This window comes from Nocardia amikacinitolerans, from assembly GCF_900215415.1.
GTDB lineage: Bacteria > Actinomycetota > Actinomycetes > Mycobacteriales > Mycobacteriaceae > Nocardia > Nocardia amikacinitolerans.
This window is the reverse complement of record NZ_OBEG01000004.1, coordinates 129,899-154,340: the sequence shown is the minus strand read 5'-3', so window position 1 is coordinate 154,340 and position 24,442 is coordinate 129,899. Positions and strand designations below refer to the sequence as shown.

The window sequence follows — 24,442 nt, the reverse complement described above, 5'->3', positions numbered from 1 at the left end:
CGAGGCTGTGACCTGCGGGTTCGGTTCGCTGATCAGCGCCGGACGGTGATCAGCGTGAAGGGACCGATGTCGGTGGTGGTGAAGGCCGGGTCCTCGAACAGTTCCTTCGGGAAGCTCACCGAGTAGCGCTTGACGTTCGGGTCGTTGGGGTAGACGTCCTCGGCCAGGCGCAGCGTGTAGGCGTCGCCGCCGCGGCGGAACAGGAAGGCGTCCGGCGCGCGCCACGGGCTGTTGTCCATCGCCTCCAGCAGCTTCGCGGGCGAATCCAGCTTGCTCCAGTCCTTGATCGTCGCCGCCCGGCCCGCGAAATCGGCGAGCGGGTTCGCGTAGTGCGAGGTGAGGGCCTGGAAACCCCAGTACGGATAGAAGGAAAGGAAGCTGGTGTCGGCGGTGAGGACGACCGACTCGTCGCGCGGGCGGCCGGTCTGCGCGAGCAGCGTCGCGTCGATCTCGTCGTAGTAGGAGACCGCCGAGGGCGGGCGCTTGTCGGCGCGGTTGCCGTCGCCGTCGGTGTCGGTGTAGGCGGTGGTGATCTCCGGGGTCAGCACATGCGGAATGTCCTGGACGAAGGCGAGCGCGCCGACGATCGCGAGGGCGACGACGGCGACCCGGAACCGCGCGGGCTCGTTGAACGCCTGGTACGTGGCCCGCGCGCCCTCGACGAAACCGAACGCTCCGGCCGCCGCGAGCAGCACGAGCAGCGGCGCCTCCAGCCGGAACGACAGCAGCGTGGTCCCGGCCGCCGTCGCCAGCATGGACAGCAGGCACCACAGGTAGATCGCCACAACACCGATGCCGAGCGCCTGCGCGCGCCGGGAGGAGCCCGCCCGCACGACCAGCCACACGGTTCCGATCAGGCACAGGCCGCCGAGCAGGGTGAACTCGGCCATGGGCAGGGGGAGTTCCGCGCCGGACTTGGGGAGGTAGTGCAGGGCGGTGCCGGAGCTGGGGGTGGTCGTGGTCAGCGACTCCAGCAGATACGGCAGCCAGACCACCGACGCGACCAGACCGGAGATCACCGCGATCGCCAGCAGGCGCACGAGTGGCGGCACGGCGGCGCGCCACGCCGGTCCGGCGGTCGCGCGGTTTGCGCTTGTGGTCGACGCCGCTGTCGTCCGCCCGCCCGTGCTTGCGTGCTGGGTGGAACCGCCCCTGCGTGCTGCCCTCGGGTGCTGCGCGGCCCGCCGCTGCCGGAACTCGAGTCCTGCGGCCAGCAGTCCCATCAGGCCGATCGCGAAGGCGGCCACCAGGAAGTACAGGGTGTAGAAGTTCGCGGCGACGCCGAGGAACAGACCCGCGCCGAGGACCGCGCCCCAACCACCGGCGGTCCGGTAGGGCCGCGCGGGCGCGACGACCGGCGCCGATTCCGCCCGAGCATCCGTCGCGACCTCGTCCGCGCGGATCGCACCGGGTCCGTTCGGCGGGTTCACGGCGCGTGCCGCATCCTCGACCGGCCGGTAGAGCGCACCCCAGGCCAGCACAAGCGCGGGCGGCAGCAGCACGACGATCACCGCGCTGTACGCCTCGGGCGACGCGTAGGTCACCGCGACCGCGGTGGTCGCCGCCGTCACCGCCACCGCCCAGTCGGCGCGAATCAGTCGCGTCCACAGCACCAGCGCAAGCACCGCCGCCACGGCCAGCGACCCGATCGCGTACGGCTTGAACGCCTCCCAACCATCCATGCCGAGCACATTCGCCACGCGCCCACCGACCCAGAACCACCCGGCCGGATAGAACGGCGGCACATCCACATACGTCATATCCCGCAGCGCCGCACTGTCGGTGAGCCGCGTCAGATACTCGGTCCGGAACTCCTGATCCACCGAAACGCCGAACAAATACAGCTTCGTCGCCGCCAACGGCATCCCGAGCGTCACCGTAACGAACGCCGAAACCCCCACCCACGAAAGCACTTTCGCCACCAGCGGCCACTTCCCTACCCGCAACAACCACACCGCGGCGACAACGAGCCCCGCCGCCCCCACCTGCCCCACCGTCGTCAACGCCCGAGTCACATTCGACGAATTGAACGCAGGCCACTCCACCAACGAAAACGCGAACAGACCCACGGCAGCAACCACCGCCGCCACCACCGCGGCAACCACCCCTTCCCCAACCCCGGCCCCAACCTGCCGCAGGAACAGCGACATCCGCCCCGATGCGGTCGCGGTGCTCTGTTCCGTGACAGGTGTGCTCATAGCGCCTCCGTTTTCACTAGTCGGCTCCGGGCTCGGTTACGCTCCGGCCGCCGCCGCGGATTCGCACCGCACGCTAACAAACTCCCCGCACGGAAGTTGGGCAGCGGTCTCACCGCCGCCGAGCGAGTTCCTCTTCCCAGGGACGCGAGTGGACCGATATCGCGAACGCTCACTTGTAACAGCCGAACTCGCGCCGGAGAACCTTCTGCGAGGATTACCGTCAGCTCGACCCTGAGTCGGGTTCGGGTCCTTCATGCACGTTCACCTGCCGAAGTTCGGTCGCCAGCCGCGCTGCGGTGACGAAGTCGGCATCATCGTGAACGATCACCAGCCCGTGATAAGCGGCGGTGGCGCAGATCTGCAGATCCACCGCGGACAGGCACTGATGGCTCCCGTTCTCGGCCGCGCGATGCTGCAGACCGGCGATCCATGTGCCAGCCGCCTTTGGCACCGACACATCACGGTAGAGCGTGTCGAACATGCCGCAGTAGTGGGAGTACTCCTTCAAGTTGCGCGCCGATACCAGGAACTCGGCACGTTGGGGATAGCAGGAGCGGACTTCGCCGTCAGCCAGGGAAGTGCGCCAGCGATCGACGACCGATCGATCTCGCAGGATTCGCCACAACGCCGAGGAGTCGATCAGGTATCCGATCACCGTGTGTAGCGCTCCTTTTCGGCGCGGTGGGCCGCCTCGGCACCTTCGATGTCCCAGTCTTTGGCCATATCGAAGTAGTAGTCGATGGCTGCGGCGCGTGAGAGCCGCTGATTGTATTCGCGCAGTGCAGCGGCAACAGCCGCAGTCTTGGTTCGGTGTCCGCCGAGCCTTTTCGCGGCCTCGAGGTCCTCATCATCGATCTCGATGTGGGTTAGAGACACTTACGCCTCCTGTACATAGAAGCCCTTCGCATGTGCGAATAATTGTACATGGTGCGCGCTCCATGGTGTCTGAACAGCGAGGGCCGCACATCGGGAGACGATGTGCGGCCCTCGCAGACGACCAACCTCTACAGGGGCAGTTTGCGGAAGAGGGGGCGGGGGATGTGGCGGAGGATGGACATGAGGTAGCGGACGGGGCCGGGGGCCCAGATGAGCTCCTTGCCCTTTTCGGAGGCCGCTACCGCGAGTGCCGCCACTTCTTCCTTGTCGACGGTGAAGGGGGCTTCCTTGGCGCCGGTGGCCTTCCAGTGGTCAAGGGTGGTCTTGGTGCGCACCTGGCCGGGGCGGATGACGAGGACGCGGGGCCCGAATGGGCGCAGCGCCTCGCCGAGGCCGAGGTAGAAGCCGTCCAGGCCGGCCTTGGTGGAGCCGTAGACGAAGTTGGAGCGGCGCACCCGCTCACCGGCCACCGAGGACATGGCGATGATGCGCCCGTACCCCTGCGCCTTCATCTTCTCGCCGACCAGCACGCCGACGGAAACCGCGGCGGTGTAGTTGATTCCGGCGATCTGCACGGCCTTGCGCTGGTCCTGCCACAGCTGTTCGGCGTCGCCGAGCATGCCGAAGGCCACGATGGCGACGTCCACGTCACCGCCGGACCAGGCCGCGTCGATCACCTTCGGGTGCGAGTCGGTGTCGAGCGCGTCGAAGTCGACGACCTCGACCTTGTTCGCACCGGCGGCCTCCATCTGAGCCACCGCGCCCGCGCGCAGCGGATCGTTGGGCAGGGTCGCGAGGACGATCCGCGCCGGCCCCTTCTTCAGGTACTCGGCACAGATCGCGAGCCCGATCTCCGAGGTACCGCCCAGCAGCAGGATGGTCTGCGGGTTGCCTACGGCATTGATCACTGAAGCTCCAGCCTTCTCGCCATATCGGACATGAAAACGCCTGTGGGATCGACACTTCGGCGGACCTTGATCCACTCGTCGATCCGCGGATACATCTTGTGGAAGGTCTCGGCGGTGGTGCGCGAGTCCTTGCCGGTGTAGAGCCGTCCGCCGAATTCGAGCACCCGGCGGTCCAGATCGGTGACGAACTCGTTGAGGCCCGCCGAGATCGGGAAGTCGACGCAGATGTTCCAGCCGGGCATCGGGAAGCTCAGCGGCGCTTGGTTACCCGGGCCGAAGAGCTTGAAAACATTGAGGAACGAGTAGAACCCGGACCGCTGGATGTCGATGATGATCCGCTTGAACTCGTCCACCGACTCCGGCGGCACCACGAACTGGTACTGCAGGAAGCCGTTCGAGCCGTAGCCGCGGTTCCATTCACCCAGCATGTCGAGCGGGTGGTAGAACTGCGTCAGGTTTTGCACCTTGCCGCGGTAGGTGCCCGACTTGCGGTACCAGAGCTCGCCGATCGGCGTGAAGGTGTACTTGTTGGCCAGCCCGTTCGGAAACACGTCCGGCAGCGTGAAGAACGTCTTGCCGTTGAACCGCAGCGGGTCCTTCTGCAACTTCTTCGGCAGCTGATCCAGCTTGGCCAGGTTGCCGCGCGAGATCGCGGCCCGGCCCAGCTTGGGTTCGGGGCTGATCGCGTCGAACCACGCGGAGCTGTACTCGTAGCGGTCCTCGGAACCGTCGCTGTGGAAGGCGATGGTGTCGTCCAGCGTCGGCGTCACATCACCGTCGGCGATGAAGTACGCGGTCTCCGTCGGCGTCATCTCGATGGTGGCGCGCAGGATGATGCCGGTCAGTCCGCAGCCGCCGACGGTGGCCCAGAACAGCTTGGCGTTCTTCTTCGGCGTGATGTGCTGGACGGTGCCGTCGGCGGTGAGCAGCTCCATCGAACGCACGTGGTTGCCGAAGCTGCCCGCGCTGTGATGATTCTTGCCGTGGATATCGGAGCCGATCGCGCCGCCGATGGTGACCTGCCTGGTGCCGGGCAGCACCGGGACCCACAGGCCGAACGGCAGCGCCGCCTTCATCAGCTGGTCGAGGTTCACGCCCGCGTCCACGTCGACCAGGCGGGTGTCGCGGTCGATGCGGTGGATCTTGTTCAGCGCGGTCATGTCGACGACGAGGCCGCCCGCGTTCTGGGCGTTGTCGCCGTAGGAACGGCCTAGCCCGCGCGCGATCACGCCGCGGCGTAGATGGGCGGGCTTGCCGTCGTTGTCCTCGGCGACCATGGCGACGGCCTTGGCGATCACTTCCGGATCGCTGGTCGAGAGCACTTCGGCGGACGTTGGCGCGGTGCGACCCCACCCGGTCAGTGCCTGGGTCCGGGTCGGCAGCGCGAAGCTGTCGGCGCTCGCAGCGCCGTTGGCGGTGCTACCTGCGGTCCCGCTGACACCGTTCGTCGTGGTGGCGGTCGAAGCTTTCGTGGACATCGGCATAGAGGCTACAGGCATGACGGCCGGACGGGTCGATGTCACCGTACTCGTGAGTATGGGCGTACCTCCGCCTGCGCTCCGGCCATGCGCGGGCTGAGGGCGGACTTCGTCCGGCAGCGCCTATTGGGCGTACCTCCACAACCCACTGGGATGGGTCTCCGAGGCCGTTCCCATTACGCTCGTGCCCGTGCACGCCGAACCCCACCTGCCGCTCCCGGCCGAACTGCCGCTGGTCGACGAGCCCGCCGGTACCGATGTCGATCTGAAGACGCAGATCATCCGGTTCACCCTGACCGGCGGCCTGTCGGCACTCGTGGACTTCGGGTTGTACGTCCTGCTGCTGAACGTGCTCGGCCTGCCGGTCTCGGTCGCCAAGTCCATCGGCTTCATCGCGGGCACCACCACGGCGTACCTGATCAACCGCAGGTGGACGTTCCAGGCGCCGCCGAGCCGCGCCCGCTTCGCCGCCGTCGTCGCGCTGTACGCCACGACCTTCGCCGTGCAGGTCGGCATCAACCAGGTGCTGTACTACGCGATCGGCGAGCAGTGGTGGCGGGTGCCGCTGGCGTTCGTCGTCGCGCAGGGCATCGCGACCGTCATCAACTTCGTCGTGCAGCGCCTGGTGATCTTCAAGATCCACTGACGCCGAGAACTGAGGCCGACCGGGCGCCCCGAGACGGAGACCTTCGTCAGCTACCGCCGGAGCGTAGGCGAAGGTTCGCCCAGCCGGACGGACCCCGTCGAGACCACTCGTGGCCGCGAAGGCAGAGGTTCCGCCAGGGGACGGGCCGCAAGCAGTCTCTCGTCAAGCTGCACGGCCAGCGAAGGCGGACGCATGCTGAATAACGCTGCTGGACTCAGTCCGTCATGAGCCCGCACGTGGGCCGAGCGGAGGCGGAGATACGCCAAGGAGGCGCCCGTCGGACGCAGTCCGTCCTCAGCCCCGCGCACGGCCGGAGCGGATACGGAGGTACGCCTACGCGAGCACCGGCGCCGACTCCGGCAGGTCCGCGAGTTCGGCTCGGGCTTGCGCCTTCACGCCGAAGTAGTCGCCGCCCTTGGCCCGCACGTTGTCGGTGCCCCACTCCCGCTGCTCGCGTTCCGCGGGTACCAGGTGCGGAATGTGCTTGCGGCAGTGGATGTATGCCTCTTCGACGTCGACCACGACCCAGAGTTCCGCGGTCCTTCCCTTGACGTTCGAGGGTAGGTCGGGCACTGTGCGCCGTAGCGTTTCGTCCTCCACGATGCGGGCCGACCCGTTGATGTGTAGGCCGATGAGATCGCGCACGAAATCGATTAGCAGGATGCCTACGTGCGGGTTCTCCAGAATATTGCCGAGACTGGCCATCACGCCGTTGCCGCGGTACTCGGGATAAGCGACCGTACGGTCGTCGATCACATGCAGAAATCCGGGTGGACCGGCGCGGAAACTGTTGTCGCACTCGCCGTGTTTGTCGGCGGTGGCGATGAACGCCATGTCCATCCTGCCGATGAATTCGATCATCGTCTCGTTGAGTCGATCGACCACCTGATCTGCGTAGAACCGTTCGGCTCTGCCCTGCGTACCGTGTCTTTCCTGTAGTTCGTGCTCGCCGTCGCTGCCACAACGTGTACCGGGCATCGAGCCCCCTCTGATCGCCGGAATCCGGGGTACCGCGCGACTCGACGCTGAACCGCGACTTGACCGAAATCCTGTCCATTTTAATGGGATCGGGCATGGCAAATCTACGAAACCGACAACGAGGATGCACTGAATACGGAGTTAGCGCAAGGCTTTCCACAAGTTTGCCGCATTCCGACCGACCGGAATTGTTTCCGATCGGTCGGCACCACCGGCGGCGGCGGGCGATTTCACGCGGGCGTCAGCGTCACCGGCACGCCGTTGAACACCGCGTTCCCCGAGGGCACGTCCACCACCGAATCGTCGGTCAGCGCATTGGCATTCACCCCGGCGTTGGCCTTGGCCACCGTCTGCGTGCTGCCGTCGTGGCCCCAGCCGTGCGGCAGGCTCACCACGCCGGGCATGATCGCCTCGGTCGGCTCGAGCGGCACGGTCAACGTCCCCGCCGCGGACTTCACCACGGCCTGATCGCCGAGTCCGAGCCTGCTCACGTCGTCGGGGTGAATCTGCAAGGTGCACCGGTTGGTACCGCTCACCAGGCTCGCGACGTTGTGCATCCAGCTGTTGTTGGAGCGCAGGTGCCGCCGCCCGATCAGGACGAAATCCGGTGCCTCCTCGGCCAGTTTGGCGCGCAACCGCGCCACGTCCGCGAGCAGCGGCGCAGGCGCGAGCTCCACCCGCTTCGAAGCGGTGCGCAGCGCCTCCGGCAGCCGAGGGCGCAGCGGCCCGAGATCGACGCCGTGCGGATTGTCCAGCAGCACGCGCAGATTCAGCGTGCCGCCGTTCCACTCGCCGTAGGGTCCGAGCCGCAGCATCAGATCGAGGCGCTGCTCGGTGCTTGTCTCCCCGTGCAATTCGGGCCGACGCTCCGGAATGCCCGCTTTGTGCAGCATGCCCGCGATGACCAGTTCGTCCACCATGGTCAGCGGATCTTGATCGCCGGTGCCGTTGTGCGGCCTGCCGGTGAGCGCGGCGCCGAGCCGGGCGAGCACCCCGCCCTCCGACGGGCGGTCGCCGAGTGGAACAAGCGGGCGCGAGTAGCGCGCGTAGTTGCGTACCGCGAATTGGAGCAGCGCGAAATCGTAGTGCGGTGACTGGAGCGGGCGCGGCGGCGGCAGGATGACATCGGCGTGCTTCGTCGTCTCGTTGACGTAGCGGTCCACGCTCACCATGAACTCCAGCCCGGCGAACGCCTCGTCCAGCCGTGCGCCGCTCGGCGCGGAGAGCACCGGATTGCCCGCGACCGTCACCATGGCGCGCACCTGACCCTCGCCCGGCGTGCGGATCTCGTCGGCGAGCGTGGCCACCGGAAGTTCGCCCATCGATTCGGGCAGCCCGCGCACCCGGCTGGCCCAGCGCCCGGTGCGGAACGGTTTGGTGCGGGTGATGCCGCCCGCCGCGGCGGTCGCGAACATGGCGCCGCCGGGGGCGTCCAGATTGCCGGTGAGCACGTTGATCACGTCGACGAGCCACTGGGTGAGGGTGCCGAATTCGGCCGTGCAGGTACCGATCCTGGCGTAGACCGCCGCGGTCGGGGCGGCGGCCAGCTCGCGGGCGATGCGGACGACGGTCTCGGCGGACACCCCCGTGCGCGCCGCGACGACGTCCGGCGTGAAATCGGCGGCGGCCTCGCGCACTTCGTCCAGGCCCGCTACCTCGACCCGCACGTCGGTCAGTCCCTCGGCGAAGAGCGTGTGCACGATGCCGAACAACAGGTACGCGTCGGTGCCCGGCCGGACGAAGAGGTGCTCGTCGGCCAGCTTCGCGGTGCGCGTCAGCCGCGGATCCACCACGACGAACTTTCCGCCCCTGCGGCGCAGCGCCTTCAGCCGACCGGGGAAATCGGGCGCGGTGCACAGCGATCCGTTGGATTCCAGCGGATTGGCCCCGAGCATCAGCAGATAGTCGGTGCGGTCCAGGTCCGGAACCGGAACGGTCAGCGGGTCACCGAACATCAGTCCGCTGGCCACCTGCTTGGGCATCTGATCGGCGGTGCTCGCGGAGAACAGATTCTTGGTGCCGAGCGCGCGGATCAGGACGGGCAGATACAGCGCGCCGGCCACGGTGTGCGCGTTCGGGTTGCCCAAATAGAGTGCGGCCGCCTGGTTCCCGTGCTCCGCGACGATCGGCGGAAAACGTTCGGCGATGTAGTCGAATGCCTCGTCCCAGGTCGCGGTGCGCCGCACGCCGGTCGCCCGGTCGCGGATCAGCGGTTCGGTGACGCGGTCCGGGTCCTCGTCGAGGTGTCCGAGGCTGGCGCCTTTGGGACAGATGAAGCCTTTGCTGAAGGGGTCCTGTTTGTCGCCGCGGATCGAGGTGACGTGATCGTCGCGGTCGAGGGTGATCTCCAGCCCGCACACCGCTTCGCACAGCGGGCAGGTGCGCAACAGGTTGCGGGAGAGCTCTGTGATCGGGGCCATACCCCATCTTGACCCGGCGGCCGTACGGAAGGGAAGGCTAATTTGCGACATTCTTGGTGAATGTCGCATAGCCGCGAGTGGCGATGGAAATGAGGACGACCGGCATCCGTCGGGCGGATGCCGGTCGTACAGGGTCGGTAGTGCGGGCCGTCCCCTACCTCGGGGAGCGGGTCAGCAGGCGACGCTGGTCAGCTGGGCCCGGCGGCGGATGCCCGCCGAACGGACCGCGGCGCTGATCGCGACCACCGGAGGCACCCAGCGGGCCTCGTGCGGGGCGACGCCCCAGCAAGCAGAACCGGCCGAGAGCTTGCTCGGCGGCAGCGGGATGCCCGCGCCGTCGGTGTACACGATGGCGCCCGCCTCGCGCAGCGCCTCGAGCGCCATGGCGGCCTTGCGCACGCCGGTGACGAGGTGGATCTCGCGACGGTCGGCGCCGGGGAACTCGATCACCGGCCCGGACAGGTTGTTGGCGCGCAGGAAGCGGCGGACCGCACCGGCCAGCTCGCCGCTGACCTCGATGCCGGAAATCTCGTCATCGGTGATCAGGCAGATCCCGTTGGCCGTTTCGGCGACCGTCCACCCGCGCTGGATGTAGTCCTGCGCCGCGGCGTCCATGTCGGCCGCGGAGACGGAAGTCGGAAACGAGGTGCGCACTGTTTTCTCCATTCCCCGATAGATCTGGGTCCTGCGTTCATGGTTCGTATCGAGGGGCGGTGGCCCCGGCGTTACGCGATTCGGCAAAGTTTCTTGAACTGTGGACTAGGTCTCATTCGGCGGAGGTTCGGTCGGGTTGTTCTGCTCGCTGCCACGGGGCCAACTTTCGGCGACCTCGCTGTGCCGCAGCCGAGTCCGGGCTGTGAGGTTCCTTGGGGCTGGTTCGGGGAGCGGAATACGGGGAAGATGCGCGACATGACCGACGAACCGACCACTCCCGTGGAGCTCGATCCCGCGGAGTACGAGACCGAATCTCGTTGGATCGCTTGGAAAGAGTCGGCCGCCAGGCGCTTCCGGGCGCAGGAGCGCGACGAGGAGCCCGCCGAGCCGTTCCGCAGCCCGCGCGCCTTCCGGCAGTGGAGTGTGGAGACCGCGCGCCCTGATCGATGTGCAGCTCCACCGCACCGCGACCACCACGCTGCTGCCGCTGGCCTACATGCTCGGCCTGATCTTCGCCGTGGCACTGCCGATCGCGATCACGGTGTGGATGTGGCAGATCTCGGCGGTGCTCGGCGTGCTCGCGGGCCTGGTCGCGGTGCCGCTCGGTCTCTCGATCGCCGCCGCCGTGCGCCTGATGCTGGAGTTCCTGGTCAACGCTTCGCGGCTGGCCACCCGGGTGGAGCACATCAGCGAGCTGGCCGACGATCTGTTCCAAGCGCTTTCGGATGTCGCCGAGCCGGTGAACCAGCTCTCCGAGGACGTGCGCGCGGTGCAGTTCTGGCGCTTCCGCAAGCGGGGTTCGCGCAAGTAAGCAACCGGACAGAGTTGCCACGTAGTGACCCTGCCGAACCTGATTGTCTCTCTTGCGACATAGACCTGCCTGTGACAGCAATCCTGCACTATGTCAGTTTTGCTGTGAAACAATGCTGTTCGAGCGTCCGGGAAGGCTCCGGGCACTGGGTAGGGAGCGTCGATTTCGGGTGACACGGGAGGTTTCGCCGTGTCTCGTCGGCGCATGGCGCGAGGGGGAAAGCATGGCTTTACCGCAGGCAACGACCGGATCGACCATGCCGCGTCGGCAACTCGGCCGACACCTGCGCGACCTGCGTAACCGAGCCAGGATGACCACCAGGATGGCCGCCAAGCAGCTGGAGTGGTCGGAGGCCAAGATCTGGCGGATCGAGACCGGCCAGACCTCGCTGCGCAGCTTGGACGTCGAGGCGATGTGCAAGATCTACGGCGCCCCCGGCGATCTCGTCGGCCCGCTCACCGCGCTGGCCAAGGAGACCAAGGCCAGGGGCTGGTGGACCGCCTACAGCGACGTGCTCGGCGAAGGCTTCGAGATCTACATCGGTCTCGAGGAGGCGGCGCGCCAGCTGTCCACCTACGAGAACGAGCTGGTGCCAGGGCTTTTGCAGACCGAGGAGTACGCGAGGGCGCTGCTGAGCGCGGCGCGGCCGGACGCGACGCCCGCCGAGATCGAGCGCCGGGTCCAGTTGCGCATGGCCAGGCAGGCTTTGGTGACCCGCGGTGAATCGCCGGTGCAGCTGGAGGCGGTGATCAGCGAGGCGGTGCTGTGGCGGCGCGTCGGTGGCGCAGAGGTGACGGCGGGTCAGCTCGAGCATCTGCGGCGCATGTGCGATCTGCCGAACGTGCGGATCAAGACCGTGCCGCCGGAGTCCGGGTATCACGCCGGGATGGAGTCCGGCCGGTTCGTGATGCTCGAATTCCCCGAGGGGCGCATGGGTGAGGCGCCCGAGCCGCCGGTTGTCTACGTCGAGGCCTTCACCGGCCCGGTCTACCTGGACAAAGACAACGAAATCGACCGGTACCGGAAGGCTTTCGCCGACATCAAGTCGGTCGCGGTCGACGCGCGCCAGGTGCTGGACGACGCCCGCGCCGCCATCGCCTGATTCCACTCGGGCTGCGCCGCCGACCGGCGTCCGTTTCGCCGCTACCGCCAGGTGCGACCGAGCACGTCGCGATGGGTCGGCAGCGCCTCGTCGTAGGCCCGCTTCCCCTTCTCGGTCATGCAGACGAAGATCGCGCGGCGGTCGTCGGAGCACATGCTGCGCTCGACGAGCCCGTCGCGTTCCAGTCGCGCCACCGCGCGGGAGAGCGCGCTCTGGCTCAGATAGATGTCGTTGGCCAGATCGCTCATTCGGTACTTGCCGCAGGCGGCGTCGACCAGCCGGTCCAGCGTCTCGAACTCGCTGAGGCCCATCTTGTGCTTGCCCTGCAGGGCTTTCTCCAAGGCACAGCTGACGGCGGCGTGCCGATCGAGCAGTTCGCGCCATTCGCCAACCAGCTCGGTGGGCGCGACGTTGCGCCGAGCGGTGTCTGTGGTCGGCTTCGACATGGCCCCATCTTAGTGGTCGCCGCTAGTCCATGCAACGACATTTAATGTGTTGGCATTTAATGCGTGTGCATGTAATGTCCTCCGCATGACTTCACCGGCAACGCTCTCGGCCGCCGCGACGGCGACCGATCCGACCAGGTGGTCCGCACGGCTCTGGGGCATGCTGATCACTCTCTGCATCGTGTTGTTCCTCGACGGTCTCGACGTCTCGATGATCGGTGTCGCGCTGCCGTCCATCGGCGCCGAACTCGATCTGTCCACCTCGACCCTGCAGTGGCTGGTGAGCGGCTACGTGCTCGGTTACGGCGGCCTGCTGCTGCTCGGCGGACGCACCGCCGACCTGCTCGGGCGGCGCAAGGTCTTCCTCATCGCACTGGCGGTCTTCGCCCTCGCCTCGCTCGCGGGCGCCCTGGTCAGCTCCGGTCCGCTGCTGATCCTGACCCGATTCATCAAGGGCCTCGCCGCCGCGTTCACCGCGCCGACCGGTCTGTCGATCATCACCACCAACTTCGCCGAGGGCCCGGCCCGCAACAAGGCGCTCTCCATTTACACCGTGTTCGGCGCGGGCGGCTACTCCTCCGGCCTGCTGTTCGGCGGACTGATGACCGGCGTCGGCTGGCGCTGGACCTTCCTGCTGCCGGTGCCGATCGCGGTGGCCGCCTTGGCCGCGGCGTGGGTGCTGGTGCCCAAGGACAAGCCCGCCGAAGAGGGCGGCCACGACATCCTCGGCGCCGTGTTCTCCACCGCCGCCATGCTGCTGCTGGTCTACACGGTGGTCACCGCGCCCGAGGTGGGTTGGGGTTCGGCGCGCACCATCGTTTCCTTCGTCGCGGTGATCGCGTTGTTCGCGGCCTTCCTCGCCGTCGAGCGGCGGGTCGCGCACCCGCTGGTCCGTCTCGGCATCCTGCGCAAGTCGTCGCTGGTGCGCGCCAGCCTCGCCATCGTCGCGGTCGCGGGTTCGTACTTCAGCTGGCAGTTCATCGTGACCATGTACATGCAGGACACCCTCGGCTGGTCGCCGCTGAAGCTGGCCATGGCCCTGCTGCCGGTCGGTCTGCTCGTCGCGCTCTCGGCGGTCTTCTCCGACAAGCTGGTCGACCGCTTCGGCACCGGCCCGATCATCGCCGTGACCATGGTCGTGATGGCCATCGGCTACCTGCTGTTCCTGCGGCTGAACACCGACCCGTCCTACCTGACGGTGATCCTGCCCGCGGTGCTGCTGATCGGCATCGGCTGGATCGGCTTCCCCGCCATCAACATCCAGGCGACCAACGGCATCGATGACGACGAGCAGGGTCTGGCCGCCGGTGTGTTGCAGACGTCGATGCAGGTCGGCGCGGCCATCGTGCTGGCAGTGACCACCGCGATCATCTCCTCCGGTGGGCACAGCACCTCGCCCGCGGACATGCTCGACACCTACCGTCCCGGTTTGGAATTCGCGGCGGGCGTCGCGATCGTCGGCGCGCTGGTCGCGCTGCTCGCCTTCGTTCCGAAGCGCGGCAAGAAGCCACAGGCTGCCGCCGAACCGGAACTCGAGCTCGTCGGCTGATCCGCAGCGGCCGACGAAAAATCGGAAGCCACGTCCGGCGGCACACTGCCGCCGGACGTGGCTTCCGGCTATGGGGATTCAGGAGAACGGCGGCGCGGCGGCGTCCTTGGGCGAGCGCAGGTAGGTCAGCGGGGTGCCGTCGCGGCCGACCTTCGGCCATTCGATGGCCAGCCGCGGATCGAAAGCGTCCAGGTCCCTGTCGAATTCGGGGGTGTATTCGATGGAGCACAGGTAGGTGACCGTGGACTCGTCCTCCAGCGAGAGGATGGCGTGCCCGAGCCCTTCGGACAGGAAGACCGAGCACCGGTCCACGTCGTCGAGCAGGACGCTGTCCCAGCGACCGTAGGTCGGCGAGCCCGGCCGCAGATCGACGACAACGTCCAAGAACGCGCCGCGCACGCAGGTCACGTATTTGGCCTGGCCGGGCGGGTCTTCGGTGTAGTGGATGCCGCGCAGCACGCCCGCCGCCGAGACCGAGCAGTTCACCTGGTGCAGCTCGAACGGACGTCCCGTCGCCTTCTCGAACTCGGAGGCCTTGAACGATTCGACGAAGGTGCCGCGTTCGTCCTCGAACCGGCGCGGCGTGATCACCCAGGCGCCGGGCACCGCGAGCTCGCGAATCTCCATGCTCACCAATCCCGTCCGCGTTCCAGCAGATCGAGCAGGTAGGCGCCGTAGCCGGAACGGACGAGCGGCTCGGCGCGGGCGCGCAACTGCTCGTCGTCGATGTACCCCATCCGCCAGGCGACTTCCTCGGGCACGCCGATTTTCAGTCCCTGCCGTTCCTCGATGGTGCGCACGTAGTTGGCGGCGTCGAGCAGCGAGTCGAAGGTGCCGGTGTCCAGCCAGGCGGTGCCGCGGGCGAGCACGTCGACGCGCAGCCGGTCCGCTTCCAGGTAGGCGCGGTTGATGTCGGTGATCTCGTATTCGCCCCGCGCCGAAGGCCGAAGGCCGCGGGCGATCTCCACGACGTCGTTGTCGTAGAAGTACAGCCCGGGGATGGCGTAGTTGGATCGAGGGACCTTCGGCTTCTCCTCGATCGACACCGCCCTGCCCTCGGTGAACTCGACGACGCCGTAGGCCGTCGGGTCCGAGACCCAGTAGGCGAACACCGCGCCGCCGTCGATACCGGCGAACCGGTTCAGGCTGGTGCCGAGGCCGGGGCCGTGGAAGATGTTGTCGCCGAGCACGAGCGCCGCGCACTCGCCGCCGATGTGGTCCGCGCCGAGCACGAAGGCGCGCGCGAGACCGTCCGGTTCGGGCTGCACGACATAGCTGATCGATATGCCGAACTGAGAACCGTCGCCGAGCAGCCTGGCGAACGCCTCGGCGTCCTCTGGCGTGGTGATCACCAGGATGTCCTTGATGCCCGCGAGCATCAGTGTGGACAGCGGGTAGTAGACCATCGGTTTGTCGTAGACCGGGACCAGCTGCTTGCTCACCCCGCGCGTGATGGGGTGCAGCCTCGACCCGGTGCCGCCCGCCAAGATGATTCCGCGCATGCCCTGGAGTCTGCCAGTTCGACCGCTCCCGGATTCGGGGAGGTTCCGACTCGTGCACGAATTCATCACGAACGTTTCGGCGCCCGGCGTGGCGGGCGATTGATGTTGCATAGATCACTTTCGCGTGGTGTTCTGAAAAGCGAATGTGTGAGATGTCAGCGCTGACTCTCGCCGGTGGCCTCGTCCGAATTGGGCTCGGTTCCGTGTGGTCGTCGGCGCGCCAGGATGAGGTAGGTGCGCTATGACAGCGACCACGGTCGACGGCTCCGCCATCGTGATGAATCCGGACGGCCCGAGCGCCGCGGCGCGGCTGCTGCTCGCGACCTGCCGCGGTGTGGTGCGACCGATGTTGCGGATGGCCCCGATCACCAGGGCCACCATTCCGGTCGGCGCCTTCGCCATCGACGGGCTGGCCCGGTTGCGCCCCGCCCCGCGCGGCATCGAACGCGAGCAGGTCACCCTCGGCGGTTTCCGGATGGAGATCGTGCGCCCGTCCGGCGCGGCGCGGGCGCTTCGCCACGGCGCGGTGCTGTACATGCACGGCGGCGGCTTCGCGGTGTGCGGGCTGGAGACACACCGGCCGGTCGCGGCCAGCCTGGCAAGGCGCATCGGTCTCCCGGTGGTCAATGTCGACTATCGCCAGCTGCCGGTCGGCAGCATCGGCGAGTCGGTCGAGGACTGCCTCACCGCCTACCGCTGGCTGCTGCGGCACGGCGCCGATCCGGGCCGGATCGTCTTCGCCGGTGATTCGGCGGGCGGGTACCTGACCTTCGCGACCGCGCTGCGCGCGGTGCAGGCCGGACTTCCGGTGCCTGCCGGGTTGATCGGACTGAGCCCGCTGCTGGACCTGGACTACGCCGCCAAGCGCGAGTACGTCAACGTCGCGCGCGACCCGTACATCCCGCTGTCGGCGCTGGAAGCCGTCGTGAAACTCGGCGCGGAGATCGACGGCGCGCTCGATCCGCTGCTCTCGCCGGTGAACGGCCCGCTCGCCGGTCTGCCTCCGGTGCTGATGGTCGCCGCCGAGGACGAGGTGCTGCGCTACGACTGCGAGCTGATGGCGCAGCGGCTCACCGCGGCGGGCGTGCCGCACGCGGTGGAGCTGTGGCGCGGACAGGTGCACGCGTTCATGAGCATCGCACCGAACCTGCCCGAATCCAGGGCGGCGCTCGGCCGGGTCGCGCGTTTCGCGCGCACCAGGTTCGAGCAGTTGGAGCAGGCTCGGACGGCCTGATCACGGTCGGCCGGACGAGTCTTGTCCCGCCCCGGGCCCGCGCCCGGGGCGGGATGCTGTCGCATTACCTCGCGCGTAATCGACTCCGGTGTCGGGTTTCGGCAGGCTGAGGCCATGGTGGCTACAGAGACGACCCCGACGACACTCGACCGGGCTCTTTCGGCGCTCGCCTACGGTCGCATCGCGCTCGGTGCGACCGCGTTGGCCGCGCCGCGCACGGCGGCGCGCTTGGCGCTGACCCGCCCGACTCCCGAACTCGGCTACATGACCAGGATCTTCGGCGCCCGCGCGCTCGCGCTCGGCCTCGGTTACCTGACCGCCGCGCCCGCCGATCGGCCGCGCTGGCAGCGCCTCGCGCTCATGGTCGACATCCTCGACACCGCCAGCGGGACGGCGCACGTGGTGCGCGGCGACATCCACCGCGGGGTCGCCGCCGCGCTGGTCGCCCTGACCGGCGGCTACGCGACCGTCGGCGCGCGCCGCTTCCTGCGGGACCTGCTCACTTCGCCGGGAACGGCGCGTTGATCGTGGTGAAGTACTGGGCGACCGCCGCGATGGCGATGGGAGCCGTCACGAACAGCTGACCGGCGACCGCGCCCAGCGGGCCGATCGCGGCGACCCCGCCGAGGCACCCGACGGCGGCCGCGGGCAGGAACGGCCCGAACAGTCCGGCGATGGTGGCCGCCGCCACGGTCGCGCCGACGATGCCGCCGAGGACGCAGCCGACGGCCGCGCCGCCGAGTCCGCCGAGCAGCGCGCCCATGCTCACGCCCAAGCCGATGGTGCTCGCCATCCGCGACCACGCGGCCTGCTCGCGCTCGTATTCGCTCTTCCACGGCGCCTTGTCCTCGAACGGGAGGGCGACGGGCCGGTAGCTGGCTTTGTCGAGGGCGAGCTGCGGGGTGAGGGTGGCGGTGCGGCCGGAGATCTCCGCGGCGATGGGGAACTCGAACTCGTCGACGCGGAACTTCAGCGGCGTTCCCGCGAGGACGGTGCCGTCGTCGGCTCGGATCTCGAGGACGTCGTCGGCGATCACGAGCGCGCCGGTGTCGATGCCGAGCACGGCGGTGCCGCCGGTGGTGCTCGCTGTGAAACCCACGGCATCGGTGTGGCCGCCCGTCGCGGCGATGCTGGTGGTGCTTCCTGTGAAGCCCAGCGCGTCGCTGTGTCCTGGCGCGGCGGTGCCGGTGCTGTTCGCTGTGGAGCCGATCGCTTCGCTGCGGCCCGGCGCGGCGGTGCCGGTGACGTTCGCCGTGAAGCCCGGCACCTCGGCGTCCGCGGCGGCGGTGCCCGCGGTGGTCGCCACCACGGCGACCAGCAGCCAGGTGGTTGCGGCGAATTTCCTCATCAGCATGTGTCCCGTATCCCTTATTCGCGATGTGCCGGGAATTGCGCGCGGAGTGGCAAACAATTGGTAACCATATGAATCGCCAATGTTAAGACTGTGTTCACTCGATTGCGTTCCGCTTCGACAATTCCCTGTTGGGAGCCGTTCGGTCCCCGGCTCGGGTTCGACGTTAAAACCTTGACCTTGGGTGAGGTCAAGTGCGCGGTGCCGCGGCCGCGCCCGGGTTGCGGAGAGTGTGCGCCCCGTCGTGACGGCCGCGCGTGAAGCAATCGTCGTCCGGCACGCGAAAGCCCCGCGCGGCCGAGCCGGGCGGGGCTTTCTATTCGCGACTTCAGTCGCGCGAATTCAGTTGTGTGACAAGCCGTTCGAATTACTTGGCCGGGGGCACGAACGGCTGGTTGATGGTGGTGAAGTACTGGATCGCGGCACCGATCGCCACCGGGGCGGTGACGAGGATCTGACCCGCGAGGGTACCGAGGGCCCCGACGGCCAGGATGCCGCCGATGCAGCCGATGGCCGCGGCCGGGATGAACGGACCGAACAGGCCGATGATGGTGGCCGACGCGACGGTCGCGCCCGCGATGCCGCCGAGGACGCAGCCGACGGCGGCGCCGCTCAGGCCGCCGACCAGGGTGCCGATGGTGGCGCCCATGCCGATGGTGTCCTTCAGGCGGTTGAAGGCGGCGAGCTCGCGGTCGTACTCGCTCTTCCAGGGAGCCTTGTCCTCGTAGGGCAGGGCGACCGGCTTGTACACGGCCTTGTCGAGGTCGAGCTGCGGGGTCAGCGTCGCGGTGCGGTCGGAGATCTCCGCGGCGATCGGGAACTCGAACTCGTCGACGCGGAAGGTCAGCGGGGTGCCCGCGACCACGCTGCCGTCGGCGGCCTTGACCTTCAGTGCGTTGTCCTCGACGACGAGCGAGCCCGAGTCGAGGGAGATGATCGACTGGGTGTCGGTGGACTTGGCGGTGAAGTTGATCGGAGCGTCGGCGGCCGGAGCGGGCGACGCGTTGACCGCACCGGCGGTGACGCCGAGCGCGGCGATCAGCAGCGCCGAGGTGGCGGCGAATTTCCTCATCAGCATTTTGTTTGGAACCTCGATGTGAAGCGTTCGGAGGGGACTAGATGATCGAAATCTAGAGCAGCTAACGCGTGGTGAACCGTTTGTGACCGTTAATTCAAATTTTGTTCACCATTGGGCCTCACGGCTTGGTGCGGTGCCGGAAACGTGCACCCAGAACCAGGGTTTTCGGCGGCGAAACGAACCGGTCGTCATTCTCCTAGCGAAACGTAAAGAGACGAAGGTCACAGTCGTCGGGTTCGGATTGTCGGCGCCCTTTCATAGCCCGCCGCCATAGATGTCGCGCGCGGGCCCACGTAAGGTCGTAGCGTGCGATTGCTCGTAACCGGCGGCGCCGGATTCATCGGTGCGAATTTCGTCCATCAGACCGTGGCCGGGCGGCCCGACACGAGGGTGACCGTGCTGGACGCCCTGACCTACGCGGGCAACAAGGCGTCGCTGGACCCGGTGGCCGACCGAATCGAATTCGTGCACGGCGACATCGCCGATCTCGACCTGGTCGACGAACTGGTCAGCGGGGTCGACGCGGTGGTCCACTTCGCCGCCGAATCGCACAACGACAACTCGCTCACCGAGCCGTGGCCCTTCGTGCAGACCAACATCGTCGGCACCTACTCGCTGCTCCAAGCCGTTCGCCGCCACGACGTGCGCTACCACCACGTGTCCACCGACGAGGTGTACGGCGATCTCACGCCCGACGAGCCCGCCTTCACCGAGTCCACCCCGTACAACCCGTCGAGCCCGTACTCCGCGACGAAGGCATCCAGCGATCTGCTGGTCCGCGCCTGGACGCGCTCCTTCGGTGTGCGCGCGACTCTCTCCAACTGCAGCAACAACTACGGGCCGTACCAGCACGTGGAGAAGTTCATCCCGCGCCAGATCACCAACCTGATCGACGGCGTGCGCCCCCGGCTCTACGGAGCGGGTCATCAGATCCGCGACTGGATCCACGTCGACGACCACAACCGCGCGGTGTGGGACATCCTGGAACGCGGCCGAATCGGGCAGACCTATCTGATCGGCGCGAACGGCGAACTCGACAACAAGACCGTGGTGCGGATGCTGCTGGAGGCGTTCGACCGCGAGCCCGACGATTTCGACCACGTCACCGACCGTCCAGGCCACGACCAGCGCTACGCGATCGACGCCACCCTGCTGCGCACCGAACTCGGCTGGACCCCGCGCTACGCCGACTTCCGCGCCGGCCTTGCGGCGACCATCCAGTGGTACCGCGACAACGAATCCTGGTGGCGCCCGGACAAAGCCGCGACCGAGCGGGCCTACGCGGCCGCGGGCGAACAAACCCTCAACGCCCGCTGAGCCCCGAATCCCACCTGCGGTCGCCCGGGTTCGACCGGATGTCACCTTCGGTCGTCCGGGTTCGACCGCATGCCGCCTTCGGTTGCCGGGTTCGACTGGATGTCACCCACGGTGGCCCGGCGCGACCGACTGCCACCTTCGGTCGCCGTGGTTCGACCGCATGCCGCCTTCGGTCGCCGGTTCGACTGGATGTCACTTTCGGTTGCCGGTTCGACTGGATGTCACTTTCGGTTGCCGGGTCCGACCGAATGTCACCCTCGATCGCCCGCGCGACCGGAGGCCACCTTCGGTCGGCCCACTCCGGCCGCCGATCGAGGTGACATTCAGTGGTTCGGACGGGCTGACTGTCAGCTTCGATCGGAATCCGGTCAGCCCCAGACGATCGTGCTGTACTTCGCGACCGAGGCGATCAGCGCGACCGAGCTCGCGATGACGATCGTGACCGCCGGTCCCCACGTCGGAGTCTTCCCGCGAGCGTCGGTGAGTCGCAACGGCATCCAGCGCAGCAGCGCCGCGAACGCGACCAGCGCCAGCGGGACGAAGTAGCGCCCCTGCACGCCGTCGATGATGTAGTAGCCGACCGGCGTGAACGACATGTACAGCGTCACGTAGATCATCGCGACGCTCGCCGCCACCGTCAGCGCGACGACCGACGTCCGCACGAAGGTGGCGGTGCGCGGGTTCATCCGGTCCGCGATGCCGACGCTCACCGCGAAGGCGAGCAGGCAGGCGAGCACCGCGACGGCGGGCACGTCGATGTAGGCGAAGCCGAGCTCACCGAAGAACTGGGTGAACCAGCGCTGGTCGCGGTAGGAGATGCTGTCGCCGAAGACGCTCAGGAAATGCAGTGGATCGCCGAGGATCTCGCCGAGCTGTTCACCGGGCTTGACGGTGCCCCACTGGTGCGGCGGCCGCATGAGGCTCATGCCGTCGCCCGTCGGCGCGGCGATCTTCATCCAGACCGCGAAGGCCAGCGCGCCTGCGGCCGCGAAGGCCCACGGCACGAGCCGACGCCAATGGAATCCGGAAACCGCCGCACCGCCGAAGAATCCGAAGCGGTCCACCGGGACGAGCACCACCAGCATGGCGAGCAGCACGTAGGTCGGCTTGCTGACCGGAAGTAGCAGCGTCGCGCCGAGCAGGGCGACGGTCTCGGTGCGGCTCAGTCCGTTGCCGAGGAACAACGCCTTGATCAGCAGCGCCGACACCATGATCGCCAGCGCGTTGGTGAGCGTGTCGGCGGTGACCGTGCCCGCTTGGAACACCGCGATCGGCAGCACAGCGACGGTGAACGCGAGCCACTGCACCCGGTGCGCGCGCAGCGCGTACAGACCGAACCCGACCACGATCAGGTAGGCGAGCAGGCCCGCGAGCCGGGTCAGCGTCACCATGCCGCCCACGTCGAGGTCGAACAGCGCCGCGGCCCGAATACCAACGGCGGCGGGCACATACGGCACGGGGGAGTAGGCGGCGGTGTTGGTGAACCAGACCGGCTTCATCGGCGAGTCGACCGGCGCGCTCTTCAACCGGTCGTACGCGCCGGGATCGGCCACCATGGCGCCCGGCTCTTCCGGGTTCTGCCGGTAGTCGTCGAACGCATAGCCCATCAGCGCGTCGACGTTGGCCGGCACGTCGCCGCCGTAGGCGATACCGCGATCGTCCTGGATCTTCTGCGGCAGGAAGCCGCCGTAGGCGACCTGATACGCGCGGCCGAACTGGGTGATCTCGTCGTGGCCCCAGAACGGCGGCGAGAGCACGGCGAACAGCGAGCCGAACAGCGCGGTGATCACCGCGAACGCGACCGTCGCCGCGCCGAATCGAGTGACGATGGCGCGCCCGGTCTTTCGCAGCGTGCCGACTGCGCGCGGAGATGGCGAATCCTCTTCGCGCTCGCCCTGCTTCGTCTTCGGCGCCTCTGTGTGCGGCGTGGAGTCCGTCGCATCCTCTTCGCGCGAGGCCACGGCCTGTTCCGCGCCGAACGCGACCTTCGTGCTGTCGGCCGACTCCGGTTCGCTCTCGGCCTGCTTCGCGTCCGGCGCGTCTGCGATCGTCGTGGAGTCGGCCGCGTCCTCTTCGCGCGTGGCCGCGGGCTGTTCGGTGCCGGGCGCTGCCGCGGACTCTTCCGCGCCGGGCGCGACCTTCGTGCCGTCGGCCGATTTCACGGACCCGTTCGCGTCCCTCTCGTGCCCGTTGGACTGCGCGTCGGCCCCCACTGTGCTGCCGCGATCGGCGGAGGTCGTCACCGCGCGTCTCCACGGGCCGGCGCGTCACCGCCGTTGCGGAACGGGTCGTCCTCCGCGACAACCGCCGAATAGCGCAGGTAGACCAGGCGTGCCGCCTCGTGGCGGGACCTGCGGATGCCGTCGAGGATCAACCCGGCGGTCCAGGCCAGGCTGCCGAGCAGCAGCAGCGTGAAGCCGAGGAAAAGGGTCGGGAAGCGCGGAACCTCGCCCGTCCTGGTGAATTCGATGACGATCGGGATGGTCAGCACGATCGAGACCAGCCAGCTCAGCGTGCCGAACAGGCCGTAGAACGCGACGGGCCGCTCGTGCCTGGCCAAGCCGATGATCAGCGCGAGGATCTTGAAACCGTCGTGGTAGGTGCGCAGTTTGGATTCGCTGCCCGCTGGGCGATCGCGGAAGCCGACCGGAACGGCGGTCTGCGGCACCCGCAGGTGCAGCGAGTGCACCGTCAGCTCGGTCTCGATCTCGAACTCGCGGGAGACCGCGGGGAAGCTCTTGACGAACCGGCGGGAGAACACGCGGAAACCGCTGAGCATGTCTTCGACGTTCTCGCCGAACACCTTTCCGACCACGCCGTTGAGCACCCGGTTGCCGGTCTCGTGGCCCGCGCGGTACGCGGTGCCCGAGGCGTCCTGCTTGCGCACGCCGAGCACGTGATCGTAGGGGCCGTCGAGCAGCGTCTTGATCATCACCGGGGCGTCGGCGGCCTCGTAGGTGTCGTCGCCGTCGATCATCAGGTAGACGTCGGCTTCGATGTCGGCGAACGCGCGCCGCACCACGTTGCCCTTGCCTTTGGTGTGTTCCTGGCGGACGATCGCGCCTGCTTGACGGGCGAGTTCGGCGGTCCGGTCGGTGCTCAGGTTGTCGTAGACGTAGACGACGATTCCCGGCACGGCGGCTTGGAGGTCGGCGACAACCTTGGCCACCGAGGCCTCTTCGTTGTGGCACGGGACCACGGCGGCAATACGAAGCTCGGTGGGGTCCACCCGGGGTCATTCCTCGATGTCGGCGTGAATGGGGAACACGGGGGAGGGTACATGGCTCGGGACCTCCGGCGCGCACCCGAGGCATTCGGGTGCTGGGGTACCGTCGCCCGGTGTCTTTCCCCGAGCAGCCCGTGTCGACGCCCGAGCGCTCCGTGTCCGACGAGCCGATTTCCGCCCCGGCGCGCGAGTCGCTGATCACGAAGCTGGTCGCGGCGCTGCGCAAGGGCGCGGCCTTCCTCGTGGTCGGCGCGATCGGGTTCCTCGTCGACGCGGGCACCTACAACGCGCTGGTGTTCTGGGGCGGCGAGGGCGTGCTGTACCACGCGCCGCTGCCCGCCAAGATCATCGCGATCGCGGTGGCGACGGTGGTGACCTACTTCGGCAACAAGTGGTGGACCTTCGGCGACAAGCAGACCGACAATCCGACGCGCGAGTACCTGCTCTACGCCGTGTTCAATGTCGTCGCGATCGGCCTGCAACTGGGCTGCCTCGGGTTCTCCCGTTACGTTCTCGACCTGTCGAGCCCGCTCTCGGACAACATCTCGGGAACGCTGGTCGGTCAGATCGTCGCGGTGGTCTTCCGGTATTGGGCGTACGACAAATTCGTCTTCACCGGCAAAGTGGCAAATAGTCAGCAACAATAACGGGTGTGATACCCCTGGTTG

At 67.8% G+C, this 24,442-nt stretch carries 23 protein-coding genes; 8 read left to right on the top strand and 15 right to left on the bottom strand.

What is annotated here, in order from left to right:
* Positions 1–32 precede the first annotated feature (32 nt).
* The 5 genes from CRP45_RS19150 to dprE1 form a co-directional block, all read right to left on the bottom strand.
* Entirely contained in the window at positions 33–2,150 is a 2,118-nt protein-coding gene (locus tag CRP45_RS19150) for a galactan 5-O-arabinofuranosyltransferase (protein ID WP_097246243.1), read from the bottom strand.
* A 268-nt stretch (positions 2,151–2,418) separates the two neighbouring features.
* Complete coding sequence (locus CRP45_RS19145) at positions 2,419–2,853, bottom strand: PIN domain-containing protein (protein ID WP_097246242.1); 435 nt, start codon at positions 2,851–2,853, stop codon at positions 2,419–2,421.
* Positions 2,850–3,074 carry a type II toxin-antitoxin system VapB family antitoxin gene (locus tag CRP45_RS19140; RefSeq protein WP_097246241.1) on the bottom strand — a complete coding sequence of 75 codons (225 nt, stop codon included), beginning with the start codon at positions 3,072–3,074 and terminating at the stop codon, positions 2,850–2,852. Before CRP45_RS19140 ends, CRP45_RS19145 begins: the two co-directional genes overlap by 4 nt.
* A 128-nt stretch (positions 3,075–3,202) precedes the next feature.
* Positions 3,203–3,982, bottom strand: a complete 780-nt coding sequence (dprE2, locus tag CRP45_RS19135) for a decaprenylphospho-beta-D-erythro-pentofuranosid-2-ulose 2-reductase (RefSeq protein WP_097246240.1) — start codon at positions 3,980–3,982, stop codon at positions 3,203–3,205.
* Entirely contained in the window at positions 3,979–5,466 is a 1,488-nt protein-coding gene (gene dprE1, locus CRP45_RS19130; RefSeq protein WP_245910237.1) for a decaprenylphosphoryl-beta-D-ribose oxidase, read from the bottom strand. Before dprE1 ends, dprE2 begins: the two co-directional genes overlap by 4 nt.
* Before the next feature lie 184 nt (positions 5,467–5,650).
* Here dprE1 and CRP45_RS19125 point away from each other — a divergent pair, with 184 nt between their 5' ends.
* Positions 5,651–6,106 carry a GtrA family protein gene (locus tag CRP45_RS19125; RefSeq protein ID WP_097246640.1) on the top strand — a complete coding sequence of 152 codons (456 nt, stop codon included), beginning with the start codon at positions 5,651–5,653 and terminating at the stop codon, positions 6,104–6,106.
* Positions 6,107–6,439: 333 nt separating this feature from the next.
* On the opposite strand, the gene CRP45_RS19120 is transcribed toward CRP45_RS19125, so the two are convergent.
* The 3 genes from CRP45_RS19120 to CRP45_RS19110 form a co-directional block, all read right to left on the bottom strand.
* Positions 6,440–7,084, bottom strand: coding sequence for a pyridoxamine 5'-phosphate oxidase family protein (locus tag CRP45_RS19120; RefSeq protein ID WP_097246239.1), 645 nt, complete (start codon positions 7,082–7,084; stop codon positions 6,440–6,442).
* A gap of 230 nt (positions 7,085–7,314) precedes the next feature.
* Complete coding sequence (locus tag CRP45_RS19115) at positions 7,315–9,504, bottom strand: molybdopterin oxidoreductase family protein (RefSeq protein ID WP_097246238.1); 2,190 nt, start codon at positions 9,502–9,504, stop codon at positions 7,315–7,317.
* Between the two features lie 171 nt (positions 9,505–9,675).
* Complete coding sequence (locus CRP45_RS19110; protein WP_067786722.1) at positions 9,676–10,158, bottom strand: hypothetical protein; 483 nt, start codon at positions 10,156–10,158, stop codon at positions 9,676–9,678.
* Between the two features lie 448 nt (positions 10,159–10,606).
* Between CRP45_RS19110 and CRP45_RS19105 the strand changes: the two genes are divergently transcribed.
* Positions 10,607–10,969, top strand: a complete 363-nt coding sequence (locus tag CRP45_RS19105) for a DUF4282 domain-containing protein (protein WP_245910236.1) — start codon at positions 10,607–10,609, stop codon at positions 10,967–10,969.
* Between the two features lie 223 nt (positions 10,970–11,192).
* Entirely contained in the window at positions 11,193–12,071 is an 879-nt protein-coding gene (locus CRP45_RS19100; RefSeq protein WP_097246237.1) for a helix-turn-helix domain-containing protein, read from the top strand.
* 41 nt (positions 12,072–12,112) lie between these two features.
* On the opposite strand, the gene CRP45_RS19095 is transcribed toward CRP45_RS19100, so the two are convergent.
* Positions 12,113–12,517 (bottom strand): MarR family winged helix-turn-helix transcriptional regulator, encoded by a 405-nt coding sequence (locus CRP45_RS19095; RefSeq protein WP_097246236.1) that lies wholly within the window; start codon positions 12,515–12,517, stop codon positions 12,113–12,115.
* Positions 12,518–12,602: 85 nt separating this feature from the next.
* On the opposite strand from CRP45_RS19095, the gene CRP45_RS19090 reads away from it, so the two are divergent.
* Positions 12,603–14,066: an MFS transporter gene (locus CRP45_RS19090; protein WP_097246235.1), complete on the top strand. Its 1,464-nt coding sequence runs from the start codon at positions 12,603–12,605 to the stop codon at positions 14,064–14,066.
* 78 nt (positions 14,067–14,144) lie between these two features.
* Here CRP45_RS19090 and CRP45_RS19085 read toward each other — a convergent pair whose 3' ends face one another.
* Both CRP45_RS19085 and rfbA read right to left on the bottom strand, forming a co-directional pair.
* Complete coding sequence (locus tag CRP45_RS19085) at positions 14,145–14,693, bottom strand: dTDP-4-dehydrorhamnose 3,5-epimerase family protein (RefSeq protein WP_097246234.1); 549 nt, start codon at positions 14,691–14,693, stop codon at positions 14,145–14,147.
* A gap of 2 nt (positions 14,694–14,695) precedes the next feature.
* Positions 14,696–15,568 carry a glucose-1-phosphate thymidylyltransferase RfbA gene (rfbA, locus tag CRP45_RS19080; protein ID WP_097246233.1) on the bottom strand — a complete coding sequence of 291 codons (873 nt, stop codon included), beginning with the start codon at positions 15,566–15,568 and terminating at the stop codon, positions 14,696–14,698.
* Positions 15,569–15,809: 241 nt separating this feature from the next.
* Here rfbA and CRP45_RS19075 point away from each other — a divergent pair, with 241 nt between their 5' ends.
* Positions 15,810–16,802 carry an alpha/beta hydrolase gene (locus tag CRP45_RS19075; protein WP_097246232.1) on the top strand — a complete coding sequence of 331 codons (993 nt, stop codon included), beginning with the start codon at positions 15,810–15,812 and terminating at the stop codon, positions 16,800–16,802.
* Positions 16,803–16,916: 114 nt separating this feature from the next.
* Positions 16,917–17,327, top strand: a complete 411-nt coding sequence (locus CRP45_RS19070; protein WP_097246231.1) for a hypothetical protein — start codon at positions 16,917–16,919, stop codon at positions 17,325–17,327.
* Here the strand turns inward: CRP45_RS19070 and CRP45_RS19065 are convergent.
* Together CRP45_RS19065 and CRP45_RS19060 are read right to left on the bottom strand one after the other, a co-directional pair.
* Positions 17,302–18,156: a DUF8020 domain-containing protein gene (locus CRP45_RS19065; protein WP_342747029.1), complete on the bottom strand. Its 855-nt coding sequence runs from the start codon at positions 18,154–18,156 to the stop codon at positions 17,302–17,304. The two genes, CRP45_RS19070 and CRP45_RS19065, sit on opposite strands and share 26 nt — an antisense overlap.
* 364 nt (positions 18,157–18,520) lie before the next feature.
* The gene (locus tag CRP45_RS19060) at positions 18,521–19,231 is read right to left on the bottom strand and encodes a DUF8020 domain-containing protein (RefSeq protein WP_097246230.1); all 711 of its coding nucleotides are present in this window, start codon (positions 19,229–19,231) and stop codon (positions 18,521–18,523) included.
* A 306-nt stretch (positions 19,232–19,537) separates the two neighbouring features.
* Here CRP45_RS19060 and rfbB point away from each other — a divergent pair, with 306 nt between their 5' ends.
* Positions 19,538–20,548 carry a dTDP-glucose 4,6-dehydratase gene (gene rfbB / locus CRP45_RS19055; RefSeq protein WP_097246229.1) on the top strand — a complete coding sequence of 337 codons (1,011 nt, stop codon included), beginning with the start codon at positions 19,538–19,540 and terminating at the stop codon, positions 20,546–20,548.
* Positions 20,549–20,916: 368 nt separating this feature from the next.
* On the opposite strand, the gene CRP45_RS19050 is transcribed toward rfbB, so the two are convergent.
* Both CRP45_RS19050 and CRP45_RS19045 read right to left on the bottom strand, forming a co-directional pair.
* Entirely contained in the window at positions 20,917–22,791 is a 1,875-nt protein-coding gene (locus CRP45_RS19050; RefSeq protein WP_245910235.1) for a DUF2142 domain-containing protein, read from the bottom strand.
* Entirely contained in the window at positions 22,788–23,777 is a 990-nt protein-coding gene (locus CRP45_RS19045) for a glycosyltransferase (RefSeq protein ID WP_097246228.1), read from the bottom strand. Before CRP45_RS19045 ends, CRP45_RS19050 begins: the two co-directional genes overlap by 4 nt.
* 110 nt (positions 23,778–23,887) lie before the next feature.
* On the opposite strand from CRP45_RS19045, the gene CRP45_RS19040 reads away from it, so the two are divergent.
* Positions 23,888–24,421 carry a GtrA family protein gene (locus tag CRP45_RS19040; protein ID WP_245910234.1) on the top strand — a complete coding sequence of 178 codons (534 nt, stop codon included), beginning with the start codon at positions 23,888–23,890 and terminating at the stop codon, positions 24,419–24,421.
* Positions 24,422–24,442 lie beyond the last annotated feature (21 nt).